We start from the raw sequence: 12437 nt of genomic DNA, 5'->3' as shown, positions 1-12437 counted from the left end.
TCAGAACGCGGACGCGCTCGCGCCTCCCAGGATCTCCGCCAGCCGCACGGCCCTGCGCTCGCGTCGGGACACCTCGCAGGCCTCGGCGACCCTTAGCGCCTGCAACGCCTCGCGCCCGTCGCAGGGGTTCGCTCTCTCACCCCGCACCACCTCGATGAACGCATCCAGTTCCGCCTCGTAGGCCGGTCCGAACCGCTCCATGAACCCCGTCCACGGCTTGTCCGCCGCGGGCGGCCCGGTGGGTTCCGTGGACGCGATCGGCGTGCGGTCGTCCAGGCCCACCACGACCTGGTCCAGCTCCCCGGCGAGCTCCATGCGCACGTCGTACCCGGCCCCGTTCAGCCGCGTGGCCGTGGCCGTGGCGAGCGTCCCGTCGTCGAGGGTGAGCACCGCCGCCGCGGTGTCGACGTCCCCCGCGGCCCGGAACATCGGGGGACCGGCGTCGGAGCCCGCCGCGTACACGTCGACGATCTCGTGCCCGGTCACCCAGCGCAGGATGTCGAAGTCGTGGATCAGGGTGTCCCGGTACAGCCCCCCGGACAGCGGCAGCCACTCCGCCGGCGGCGGCGCCTGGTCGGAGGTGAGCGCCCGCACGGTGTGCAGCCGCCCGAGCCGCCCCGAGCGCACCGCCTCCCGCGCACCGGTGTAACCCGCGTCGAAGCGGCGCTGGAAGCCCATCTGGAGAATCGTCCCGGCGGTCTCCACCTCGGCGATGGCCTGCAGCGTGCCAGGCAGGTCGAGCGCGATGGGCTTCTCGCAGAACACGGGCAGCCCCGAGCGCGCCGCCCGGCCGATCAGTTCGGCGTGGGCGGAGGTCGCCGTGGTGATGACCACCGCGTCCACGCCCCATTTGAAGATCTCGTCGACGCCGGGGGCAGCGGTCTCCCCCAGGCGGTGCGCGAGCTCCTGGGCCCGCGCGCCGTCCGCGTCCGTGAGGATTAAGGAACCGACCTCCCGATGGCGGCTGAGCGTGTTCGCATGAATGGTGCCGATGCGGCCCGTCCCTATGACCCCGATGCGCATGTGAACAAAGTGTGGTCGCGAACCCCGTGCTGTCAATGCGTATGTCCGGACAATCTGACTACACGACTTCCCGTCAACAGCGCACGGAGCTACGCTCGGGCCCGTGCCGAAACCAGGAGTGGACCCGACCGTGACGCTCGAGCTCAGTGTGGACCGCAGCAGCCCGGTGCCGTTGTACTTCCAGCTGTCCCAGCAGCTGGAGGCCGCGATCGAGCACGGCACGCTCACCCCCGGCAGCCTGCTGGGCAACGAGATCGAGCTCGCCGCCCGGCTCGGCCTGTCCCGGCCCACCGTCCGCCAGGCCATCCAGTCTCTCGTCGACAAGGGCCTGCTCGTGCGCCGCCGCGGAGTCGGCACCCAGGTCGTGCACAGCCAGGTCAAGCGCCCCCTGGAGCTCAGCAGCCTCTACGACGACCTGGAGGCGGCCGGCCAGCGCCCCGCGACCAGGGTCCTCGTCAACACCCTCGTCTCCGCCACCGCCGAGATCGCCGCCGCGCTCGGCGTCACCGAGGGCAGCGACGTGCACCAGGTGGAACGCCTGCGCCTGTCCCACGGCGAGCCGATGGCGTACCTCTGCAACTACCTCCCCCCGGCCCTCCTCGACCTGGACACCGCCCAGCTGGAGGCCACCGGCCTGTACCGCATGATGCGCGCGGCGGGCATCACCCTGCACAGCGCCCGCCAGTCCATCGGCGCGAGAGCGGCCACCGCGGCGGAGGCGGAACGCCTGGCCGAGGAGGCGGGCGCCCCTCTGCTCACCATGCAGCGCGTCACCTTCGACGACACGGGCCGAGCGGTGGAGTACGGCACGCATACGTACAGGCCGACGCGCTATTCGTTCGAGTTCCAGCTCCTGGTACGCCCCTGAGGGACGCGGGGCCGTATCGAAGTCCCGCGCGCGCTCCCTTGCCGCCCTGTACGGCACCCGGCCCGGCGGTGAGGCAGAATCAGGGCCGATGAGCACCTACGGCAACTTCACCGCCCCCATAGGCTCCCGCCGCGCCCCCGCCCTGCGGACGGTCGGCACGAGGGAACGCCGCTCACACCTGACCGCACCGCGCGTGCCGACGGTGGGCATCGACATCGGCGGCACCAAGGTCATGGCGGGTGTCGTCGACGCCGACGGCAACATCCTGGAGAAGGTCCGCACCGAGACACCGGACAAGTCCAAGAGCCCCAAGGTCGTCGAGGACACCATCGTCGAACTGGTCCTGGACCTGTCCGACCGCCACGACGTGCACGCGGTGGGCATCGGCGCGGCCGGCTGGGTCGACGCCGACCGCAACCGCGTCCTGTTCGCCCCCCACCTGTCCTGGCGCAACGAACCGCTGCGGGACCGCATCGCCGGCCGCCTCGCGGTCCCCGTCCTGGTGGACAACGACGCCAACACCGCCGCCTGGGCCGAGTGGCGCTTCGGCGCGGGCCGTGGCGAGGACCACCTCGTCATGATCACGCTCGGCACCGGCATCGGCGGCGCGATCCTGGAGGACGGCCAGGTCAAGCGCGGCAAGTACGGCGTCGCCGGAGAGTTCGGCCACATGCAGGTCGTCCCCGGCGGGCACCGCTGCCCCTGCGGCAACCGCGGCTGCTGGGAGCAGTACAGCTCCGGCAACGCGCTGGTCAGGGAGGCCAGGGAGCTGGCCGCGGCCGACTCCCCGGTGGCGTACGGGATCATCGAGCACGTCAAGGGCAACATCGGCGACATCACCGGCCCGATGATCACCGAGCTGGCCCGCGAGGGCGACGCGATGTGCATCGAGCTGCTCCAGGACATCGGCCAGTGGCTCGGCGTCGGCATCGCCAACCTCGCGGCCGCCCTCGACCCGTCCTGCTTCGTCATCGGCGGCGGCGTCAGCGCGGCCGACGACCTGCTGATCGGCCCCGCGCGGGACGCGTTCAAGCGCCAGCTCACCGGCCGTGGCTACCGCCCCGAGGCCCGCATCGCCCGCGCCCAGCTGGGCCCCGAGGCCGGCATGGTCGGCGCCGCGGACCTCGCCCGCCTGGTCGCCCGTCGCTTCCGGCGCGCCAACCGGCGCCGGGTGGAGCGGCACGAGCGCTACGAACGGTACGTGGAGGCCCGCCGTACGTCCCGGGACACCGCATGACGGCATCCCTGCCGCACCAGGCCTCGGCGCCCCCCGACGAACCGGAGCGTCCCCGCGAGGACCGCCGCCACATGATCCGCCGCAGGGCGATCACGCTGCTCATCATCGGTCTGCTCATCGGCGTCCCGGCCGGCTATCTGGTGATCTCCGCCAACCAGAGCCGCGACAGCGGCAAGGACAAGGAGGCGAAGTACTCCGCGACGGGCCTCACGCCCGACTGGCCGTCCAAGGTCCAGCGCCGCCTCTACCAGGTGCCGGTCCCGCACCCCGCCGACCTGGTCGCCTCCTACGAGACCAACAACTGGAAGACCAGCCGCCTCTACGTCCAGTTCCGGACGACCGACGCCGGCCTGGACGCCTTCCTCACCGCCATGGGCGTCAGCCGCGCCGAGCTGAAGAAGGGCGACGTCTCCATCAGCGAGCGCGACCAGAAGGTCAGCGGCTGGAAGTTCGACGGCCCGCGCTCCTGGTGGGGCCTGACCCACCCGCAGAAGGACCCGGCGCCCACCCAGGACGTCATGGTCAACCTCACCGTGCCGAACGCCCCGAAGGTGTACGTCGTCTCGCGCACGGTTCCCTGACGCGGCCGCCGGAGCCGATTGTCAGACCCCGCCCGTAGAGTCGAAGACGACTGATCCGACGTGCGGGCGGGAGGTGACAGGACGTATGAGCGACAGGGCCGCGGTGGCCGAGCGCAGGGGTGAGCGACAGGACGCGGCCGTCCCCGTCCGGCTCGCCGCCGTCTTCCTGCCCGCGCCCCTCCCCCGAGAGGGCCGGATCGCGTTCTGGGACCCCGCGGGCGAGCCCCTGCCGGCAGAGAGCCCCGACGCCGACGCCACGTCCCCCGAGCGCACCGAACTCACCGTCGTACGACCCCACGGAGCCGCGGTCCGGCGCCGGACCGCTCCCGCCCTCTCGCTCCCGGTCGGTGCGGCCCTGCCGCTGCTCGTCCGGGCCCGGCGTGACCCCGCCGCCCACCCCGCCACCGCCTGCTGGGGCGCGGTCGCCCTGCACGCGCTGCGGCTCACCGCCCGCGGCCGTCTCCTGCCCGGACTCACCCCCACCGGCCACGACGCCTGGCGGGCCGGCCCCCTGGACCCGGACGACATCGCCCACCTCCGCGCGGTCGCGGCCGCCCTGCCCCCCGAGGGTCACGCGGTCCCGCTGCCCGGCCCCGGCCCGCTCCGGCTGCCGGAACCCGAAGCCCTGATGCGGTCCTTCCTGGACGCGGTCGCCGACGCCCTGCCCCGCACCCCCGCCGCCCCCTACGCCTCTGGCAAGCCCTTCGCGGCCCGCGCCCCGCAGCGGCTGCCGCACGCCCAGGACTGGGCCGCCGAAGTCGCCGCCGGCATGGACGCGGGCGTGCGGATCTCCCTGCGCCTGGACCTGTCGGCGGACAATCTGTTCGACGCCGACGCCGGGGGTGTGCGCAGCGCGGGCGCCGCGATCGTCCAGGTGCACAGCCTCGCCGACCCGACCCTGGTGACCGACGCGGCGGCCCTGTGGGCGGGGGACGCCGACGCCGTCTTCGGGCCACGCGCACGCGTGGACGCGGCCCTCGCCGTGCGCCGCGCCGCACGGGTCTGGCCGCCCCTGGACCGGCTCTCCGAGCAGGACGTACCCGACGTACTGGCCCTGTCCGACGAGGAGTTGGGCGACCTGCTCGGCGTGGCCGCGACCCGGCTCGCCGCGGCCGGAGTCGCGGTGCACTGGCCGCGGGACCTGGCGCAGGACCTCACCGCGGCGGCGGTCGTACGACCCGCCCCGGGCTCGGCGACCGACGGCACCGGCTTCTTCGACAGCGAGGAACTCCTCCAGTTCCGCTGGCAGTTGGCGCTAGGCGGCGACCCGCTCAGCGAGGCCGAGATGGACACGCTGGCCGAGGCCCACCGCCCCGTCGTACGCCTCAGGGACCAGTGGGTGCTGGTGGACCCCGCCCTTGTCCGCAAGGCCCGCAAGCGCGAACTGGGCCTGCTCGACCCGGTCGACGCGCTCTCCGTGGCCCTGACCGGCAGCGCGGAGGTCGACGGCGAGACGGTGGAGGCGGTCCCGGTCGGCGCGCTCGCCGCCCTGCGCGACCGCCTGACGACCGGAGTGCAGCCCGCCGAACCGCCCGCGGGCCTGCACGCCACCCTCCGCGACTACCAACTCCGCGGTCTGGCCTGGCTGGACCTCATGACCTCCCTCGGCCTCGGCGGCTGCCTCGCCGACGACATGGGACTCGGCAAGACGATCACCGTCATCGCCCTGCACCTGCGTCGCGCGCGCCGGGAGCCGACCCTGGTTGTCTGCCCCGCCTCGCTCCTGGGCAACTGGCAGCGGGAGATCACCCGGTTCGCGCCCGGTGTCCCCGTCCGCCGCTTCCACGGCACCGAGCGCAGCCTGGACTGCCTCGGCGGCGGCTTCGTCCTCACCACGTACGGCACCATGCGGGCGGCGGCGACGAGACTGGCCGAACAGCGCTGGGGCATGGTCGTCGCGGACGAGGCCCAGCATGTGAAGAACCCGTACTCGGCGACCGCGAAGGCCCTGCGCACGATCCCGTCGCCCGCGCGCGTGGCCCTGACCGGCACACCGGTCGAGAACAACCTCTCGGAACTCTGGGCCCTGCTGGACTGGACCACCCCCGGCCTCCTCGGCCCCCTGAAGTCCTTCCGCGCCCGGCACGCGCGCGCGGTGGAGAACGGCGAGGACCAGGAGGCGGTGACCAGGCTGGCGAGGCTCGTGCGGCCCTTCCTCCTGCGCCGCAAGAAGTCCGACCCGGGCATCGTCCCCGAACTGCCGCCCAAGACGGAGACGGACCATCCCGTCCCGCTCACCCGCGAGCAGGCCTCGCTGTACGAGGCGGTGGTGCGCGAGTCGCTGCTGGCGATCGAGACGGCACAGGGCATCGCGCGCAGGGGCCTGGTGCTGAAGTTGCTGGGCGCGCTGAAGCAGATCTGCGACCATCCCGCGCTGTACCTGAAGGAGGAGGTCCCGCCGACGGCCGGCGAGCGCCTGGTCGCCCGCTCCGGCAAACTGGCCCTGCTGGACGAGCTGTTGGACACCCTGCTGGCGGAGGACGGCTCGGCCATCGTCTTCACCCAGTACGTGGGCATGGCCCGCCTCATCACCGCCCATCTCGCCGCCCGCGCGGTCCCGGTCGACCTGCTGCACGGGGGCACGCCGGTACCGGAGCGGGAACGCATGGTGGACCGTTTCCAGAGCGGCGCGATCCCGGTCCTGGTGCTGTCGCTGAAGGCGGCGGGCACCGGCCTCAACCTCACCCGCGCGGGCCATGTAGTCCACTTCGACCGCTGGTGGAACCCGGCCGTCGAGGAACAGGCCACCGACCGCGCCTACCGCATCGGCCAGACCCAGCCCGTCCAGGTCCACCGCCTCATCACCGAGGGCACCGTCGAGGACCGCATCGCCGAGATGCTCGCATCCAAGCGCGCCCTCGCCGACGCGATCCTCGGCTCCGGAGAGTCCGCCCTCACCGAACTGACCGACCGCGAACTGACCGACCTGGTCTCCCTCAGGAGGTCGTCATGACCCCGGGCCCCGCCGACGAGGCCCGCCGTGCCCTGCGGGCGGCACGGGAGCGGGCGGCGAGGGAAACGACGGGAGACGCGGACGGGGAGACGGTCACGGGGGCGAGCGGCGAGGACGCGCGGGTGGACGCCTCGGCGGAGGCGGGTGCGGGGGTCCGCACGGCTGAGGCCGATGGTGGCCCGGCGGTGCGGGAGGCTGATGATTCGGCAGCGTGGGGTGCGGGGGGTTTTGCGGTGGAGGGGGGTGGCCCGGCAGTGGGGGAGGCCGGGGATCCCGCGGCGGTGGGTGCGGGGGGTTTTGCGGTGGAGGGGGGTGGCGTTCCGGCAGTGGGGGAGGCCGGGGATCCCGCGGCGGTGGGTGCCGGGAGCTTCGTGGTGGCGGGGGATGACACCTCGGCGGTGTCGGAGGCCGGCGACTCTGTGGCGTCCGACGCCTGGAGTTGTGCGGTTGGGGAGATCGGGAGTTCTGCGGTGCAGAGCTCGGGGAGGCGCGCGGCCGAGGAGAGCGGCAGCCCGGTGGCGAAGGGAACGGGGCACGACGGGGCGCACGGTGCGGAGAGCCGCGCGGCCGGGGCGACCGGGAGCTCTGCGGTGCCGGGAAGGGGGAGCCTTCCCGGCGGCAGCCTCGCGGAGCATGAAGAGGGCAACTCTGCGGCCCGGGCCGCGGCCACGGCAGCGGACCGCGCTGCCGCTGAAGGTGCGGCTCGCCGGGTGAGCGCGGACGCCGCCGGGCCGGATACCGCCGACGGGCAGGACACGGTGTCCGAGAACGCCGAGGCCGAGCCCGACCCGGCCGAGCCCGACCCGGCCGAGCCCCGGCCAGGTGACGCCGCCCGTGCGGCCCTGCGGGAAGCTGTCGCGGCGCGGCGGGGTGTCACGGGGCGGTCCGAGACGGGCGCCGGTGCTGCTGCCTCCGGCTCCGTCGCCCCCACGCAGCCCCGCGCACCCCTACCGGAAGCCGTCGCGGCCCGGTGTGAGCCAATTGTGGACGCGACCGGCGCCACAGGCCGGTCCGACGCGGACGCCGCAGCCCCCACCACCGCGCCCACCGCCTCCGCCTCCATCGAGCCCACTGACCGAGACACGGAACGCGTCGCTGAGGCGGCTCGTCCCGGCGCACGCCCCGCGGATGCGGTCCGCGAAGCGCTGCGCGCGGCACGCAAAAGGCGGGCGGACGCCGAGGCCGCGGAAGCGGACGCCGCCCACGCGCGCCGGTCGCGCAGCACCTCAGCGACCCCAACCCCCACCCGGAACCGAACGCCGAGTCCCACCGCCGGCGTCCGGGCGCGTGACGTACGAGCGTTGCTGGCCGACGTCTTCCGGATGCCCGACGACGCGACCCCGCCGGGGGAGGAGCGTGAGGACAACGGCCGGACGCAGCAAGGCAGTTCCCTCCCGGGGAGCCACGTTCCTGACGGCAGCCCCCTGAACACCCCGTCCGCACCCCGTCACCCCCACTCCATGGCCGCCCCCAACCGGGACAACGAGCTCCGGCGCACCTTCCCGGCCTTCCCTCCCCACGCTTCCGAGGACGCCCGGTTCGCCGCGACCTGGTGGGGCAACGCCTGGGTCACCGCGCTGGAGGAGGCCGCGCTGGACGCCAAGCGACTCGCGCGGGGCCGCGGTTACGCCGAGCAGGGGAACGTGGACGCGATCACCGTGACGCCCGGTCTCGTGCTCGCCTATGTGCAGGGGAGCCGCGCCCGGCCGTACCGCGTGCAGGTGCGGTTGCGGACGCTCGGCGACGCCGACTGGGACCGCTTCCTGGACCTCGCCGCCGACCGGACGGGGCACATCGCGGCACTGCTCGACAAGGAGATGCCCGAGGCGCTGGCCGAGTGCGGAGTGCCGTTGCTTCCCGGCCCCGGCGATCTCGAACCGCAGTGCAGCTGCCCCGACCGCGGTCACCCCTGCAAACATGCCGCCGCCCTCTGCTACCAGACCGCACGTCTCCTCGACGCCGACCCCTTCGTCCTGCTCCTGCTGCGCGGCCGTGGCGAACGCGAGCTGCTCGACGCCCTGTCCCGCCTCAGCGCCGCCCGCGCGGCCCGTGCCGCCCAGAAACAGGAGCCGGCGCCGCTGCCCGGCGTACGGGCCGGTGAGGCGCTCGCGCCCCGCCGACTCCCGCCACTCCCGGCCCCGCTGCCCATCCCTCCGCATCCCGAGCAGCCCCCGGCCTATCCCGCGTCCCCGGGCGGCCCCGACCCCTTCGCCCTGGACCAGCTGGCCACCGACGCCGCCGCCCGCGCACACGCCCTGCTCGGCACCGGCCGCGACCCGGTCGGCGAACTCACCCTCTGGCAGGACGCGGTCCGCCTCGCCGCCGCCCGCCCCGGTTCCGGCCTCACCGCCGGCACCCGCGCCCTCTATGCCTCCCTCGCCGCGGCCACCGACCGCACTCCGGCCGACCTGGCCCGCGCGGTCGCCGCCTGGCGGCAGGGCGGGCTCGAAGGACTCACTGTCCTCGAAGAGCCCTGGGACCCACCGGCCGGCCGCTTCGACCGCGCCCGCCCCCTCCTCCTCGCCGCCGACCTCCCGGCCTTCCGCCCCTGGCGCAACCACCTCACCCACCCCCGCGGCCACATCCAGCTCCGCCTCGGCCACGACGGCCTGTGGTACGCCTACGAGTCCGAACCGGGCCGCGACGACTGGTGGCCCCGCGGCACCCCAGACCTGGACCCGGTCGGCGCCCTCACGGGCCTGGGCACACCGACCGACCTCTAGGTCAGACCGACGGGGGAAAACGGACGCCGAGCAGGGCCCGGTCGTCGGGGAAGGCCGCCTCGGGCTGGTGATGCAGGAAGCGGTCGCACAGCTCGGTGATGTCCAGGCGGCTGGTGGTGCGGGCGAACTCGGTGAGCCGTTGCAGGCCGAGGGCGAGGTCCTCGCGGCGGCGCTCGATCAGTCCGTCGGTGTACAGCAGCAGCGTGTCCTTCTCGGCCACGGCGGTGTCGGCCTGCCGGTAGCGGACGTTCCTGATGGGACCGAGCGGCGGAGAGGTGGCCTTGTTGAGGTAGTCGCTGGTGCCGTCGGCGTGGATGAGCAGCGGTGGCGGGTGGCCGGCGGTGGCGTAGGTCAGGGTGCGGGTCCGGCGATCGAAGACCAGGTAGCAGGCGGTGGCCATCCGCCCCGGGTGGTAGCGGCCCAGAAAGGTGTTGACCTCGTCGAGGACGGCGGCGGGGTCGGTGCCGCAGCGCGGCACGATGTTGCGCAGGGCCGCGGTGACCTGGGCCATGACGGTCGCTTCGTGCAGTCCGTGGCCGGCGACGTCGCCGATGCTCAGGCCGATGTGATCGGCGTCCACCTCGTAGACGTCGTACCAGTCGCCGCCGACCGAGAGCAGGTCACTGCCCGGGGCGTAGCAGGTGGCCGTCTCCAGGCCGGACAGCTGCGGCAGCTGGGGCAGCAGGCTGAGCTGGAGACGTTCGGCGACCCGGTGTTCGTGCTCGTGGAGCCCTGCCCGGCGCAGGGCCTGGGCGATCTGCTGCGCCACGGCCGTCACGTGCGCGGAGACGGTGGAGTGCTGTGAGCCGTGCACGACGAGCATGCCCAGCTGGACGCCGTCCGCCTCCAGGGACAGAGCGAGCGGCACCGCGTCCCCGGCCTCGCGGGGAAGCGAGCCGTCCGCGTGGTACGGCCGGTCCAGGTCGGTCCAGCCGCCCGCGTCGGCCCGAAGGCCGTTGTCCTCGGGCTGCAGGAGCGGAACCAGCCGCGCCGAGTGCAGGAAGAGCTCCGCCGCGGTGGCCCCCAGGGCGGCCGGCGCCACCTCGCTGACGACGCGGGAAACCTCCGCGAGGGTGATGGCGGCGGCCAAGGCGGCGGTCAGGTCGTACATGTGCTGCAACTGAGCGCGAGCGGCCTGTTCGGCGGCCAGCAGCCGTGCCCGGTCGACTTCGGTGGCACGGCGGAATGCCACCTCCCGGTTCAGCGCCTCCACCTGCTGGCTGAGCGCGACGAACCGGTCGGAGGCGCCGGCCTCGACGAGGTGCAGCTGCACGGCCGGCTGTGGGCCGTCCCACCAGGTGGCCCGCGCCCCGTGACAGCGAAACCGTCGTTTGCGGCCGTCGGCGTCCTTGAGAACCAGCGCGCCGGGCACGGGGCTGCCGCTGCGCAGCCATACACCCAGCTGCTGACGCAGCCGTGGCGTGTCGTCGGGCCGTAGATCGAACACGCTGGCACCCGGGCACAGCCTGTCGTCGGAGCGGATCGCCGCCGGGTTGGCAGCCAGCACGCGGCCGTCTGCCCCGCAGAGCAGCACCGCGTGGGGCAGCGGTTTGGTGATGGCCCGGAAGAGGCCAAGGGTCATGGAGCCACAGCCCGGTCGTCGAAGTACTCACGGCCGTTCACCGTCTCGATGTCCACGTCGGGGATCAGATGCACCACCACGCGGCAGCCCGCGTCGCCGCGCGCGATGGTCTCCTCCAGCTCCACGCGCGCATAGCCCAGATTGCGGGCGGCGATGGTGCCGAAGACGTTGGACGTCATCATGCACATCGACTCGCGGCCCACCACCTTCTCCGCGAACGGGCACACCCGGTTGCCCAGCACGATCTTCGTCTCGTCGTGCTCGATGACGTAGAAGTCACCGTTGATACGGCGCTTGAGGTCTACGAGTGCCTCGGCGACCTGCTCGCCTGTGAGCCGGTCGGCTCCCAGCGCCTTGAGGTACATCTCGTCGATCTGGGTGCCGACGGCCTGTCCCACGAGGCTGACGTAGCCGGACGCCTCCTCCAGACCGATCACCGACTCCAGCGATGTCGCCAGCTCACGCACCAAGGTCCGCAGGAACACATCACGGTCCAGTGGAAGCTCCACATCCGAAACCTGTTCCATGTCGGCTCCCTCGGTTCTCGGACCACGGCGGCAGCGCGACCGGCGTGGCCCCGTTCGGTGTGACGGGATGATTCTGCCAGCGCCCTCCAGGCCGCCACCACCAGTCCCGTCGACAGCGGTGTACAAGCCTTCACAGGATCTGCCGGTCATCCGGCAGCGACAGATGGTTCACCGGGCGGGCAGCGGTAACCCGGAGGACGGATGCCACTGGCTGTGCACTGCGCCAGTCGGCGACGGCGCAGGGCTACCCCGCTGGAGGACCGCGTGGACAGCGAACTGGACAGCGAACCGACCATCCCATCCCGCGAGTCACGCTTCCCCGCGGTCACAGCGAGCATCGGGGCCGCCCGGCACTGGGTCCGCGAGTGCGTGGAGGGTTTCGGCGGCCCGCTGCGCCGGCACCGGATGATGCAGACCGCCGAACTGCTCGTCTCGGAACTGATCACCAACGCCATCCGCCACGGCGCCGGTTCACCGGTGATCCGGCTCACCTGGAACGGTCGGCTGCTGCGCATCGCGGTCAGCGATCACGGCGACCGTCGGCCGCGCGTATGCGCCACCACGAACACCGAGCCCGGCGGCTTCGGCATGCAGCTCCTCGAACGACTCTCCCACCGCTGGGGCGTCACTCCGCGCCACCCCGGCAAGACGGTCTGGGCCGAGCTCACCCTCGCCTGAGCGGGCCTCTTCCGCGGTGCGGACAGGCCCTGCCGAGTGCGGGCAGGCGGGCGGCCGGGGCGGCCTGATGCTGGTCCACTACGTGTCCGATCCGGTGCACATGCACACCGGCGACGCCGGCACGACGGTGCGCTTCCACCTCAGCCTGTAACCGCGCGCGGGCGGCCACTCTCCGGCCGATGGGGGCCACTTCTACGCCGCGGCTCCCGTCGGGGCACTCCCGCCGCACGGTCCTGCCGGGGGCACGCTGGGTGGCGTGACCGCA

10 protein-coding genes are annotated in these 12437 nt (G+C 73.4%); 7 read left to right on the top strand and 3 right to left on the bottom strand.

Annotated elements, in window-relative coordinates; genetic code table 11:
* Nucleotides 1-1023, bottom strand: a complete 1023-nt coding sequence (locus tag ACIRP7_RS29035) for a Gfo/Idh/MocA family oxidoreductase (protein ID WP_403665192.1) — start codon at nt 1021-1023, stop codon at nt 1-3.
* A 130-nt stretch (nt 1024-1153) separates the two neighbouring features.
* Here ACIRP7_RS29035 and ACIRP7_RS29030 point away from each other — a divergent pair, with 130 nt between their 5' ends.
* The 5 genes from ACIRP7_RS29030 (at nt 1154) to ACIRP7_RS29010 (ending at nt 9385) form a co-directional block, all read left to right on the top strand.
* On the top strand, nt 1154-1891 hold the full coding sequence (locus ACIRP7_RS29030; protein ID WP_403665190.1) for a GntR family transcriptional regulator: 738 nt from the start codon (nt 1154-1156) through the stop codon (nt 1889-1891).
* 88 nt (nt 1892-1979) lie between these two features.
* The gene (locus ACIRP7_RS29025) at nt 1980-3128 is read left to right on the top strand and encodes an ROK family glucokinase (protein WP_390007587.1); all 1149 of its coding nucleotides are present in this window, start codon (nt 1980-1982) and stop codon (nt 3126-3128) included.
* Nucleotides 3125-3709: a sugar kinase gene (locus ACIRP7_RS29020; RefSeq protein ID WP_403665187.1), complete on the top strand. Its 585-nt coding sequence runs from the start codon at nt 3125-3127 to the stop codon at nt 3707-3709. Before ACIRP7_RS29025 ends, ACIRP7_RS29020 begins: the two co-directional genes overlap by 4 nt.
* An 85-nt stretch (nt 3710-3794) precedes the next feature.
* The gene (locus ACIRP7_RS29015; protein WP_403665185.1) at nt 3795-6662 is read left to right on the top strand and encodes an SNF2-related protein; all 2868 of its coding nucleotides are present in this window, start codon (nt 3795-3797) and stop codon (nt 6660-6662) included.
* A 710-nt stretch (nt 6663-7372) separates the two neighbouring features.
* The gene (locus ACIRP7_RS29010) at nt 7373-9385 is read left to right on the top strand and encodes an SWIM zinc finger family protein (RefSeq protein ID WP_403665183.1); all 2013 of its coding nucleotides are present in this window, start codon (nt 7373-7375) and stop codon (nt 9383-9385) included.
* Between the two features lies 1 nt (nt 9386).
* On the opposite strand, the gene ACIRP7_RS29005 is transcribed toward ACIRP7_RS29010, so the two are convergent.
* Nucleotides 9387-10967 carry a SpoIIE family protein phosphatase gene (locus tag ACIRP7_RS29005; RefSeq protein WP_403665181.1) on the bottom strand — a complete coding sequence of 527 codons (1581 nt, stop codon included), beginning with the start codon at nt 10965-10967 and terminating at the stop codon, nt 9387-9389.
* A complete protein-coding gene (locus ACIRP7_RS29000; protein WP_403665180.1) occupies nt 10964-11494 on the bottom strand; it encodes a methanogen output domain 1-containing protein in 531 nt (176 codons plus the stop codon). Before ACIRP7_RS29000 ends, ACIRP7_RS29005 begins: the two co-directional genes overlap by 4 nt.
* A 264-nt stretch (nt 11495-11758) precedes the next feature.
* On the opposite strand from ACIRP7_RS29000, the gene ACIRP7_RS28995 reads away from it, so the two are divergent.
* A complete protein-coding gene (locus ACIRP7_RS28995) occupies nt 11759-12172 on the top strand; it encodes an ATP-binding protein (protein ID WP_403665178.1) in 414 nt (137 codons plus the stop codon).
* A gap of 16 nt (nt 12173-12188) precedes the next feature.
* Nucleotides 12189-12323 carry a hypothetical protein gene (locus ACIRP7_RS28990; protein WP_403665176.1) on the top strand — a complete coding sequence of 45 codons (135 nt, stop codon included), beginning with the start codon at nt 12189-12191 and terminating at the stop codon, nt 12321-12323.
* Nucleotides 12324-12437: the final 114 nt, after the last annotated feature.

This window comes from Streptomyces sp. NPDC102270 (assembly GCF_044766405.1).
In the GTDB taxonomy this organism is placed as follows: Bacteria; Actinomycetota; Actinomycetes; order Streptomycetales; family Streptomycetaceae; genus Streptomyces.
The sequence above is the reverse complement of the archived record's forward strand: the minus strand, read 5'-3'. Positions and strand labels throughout refer to the sequence as shown.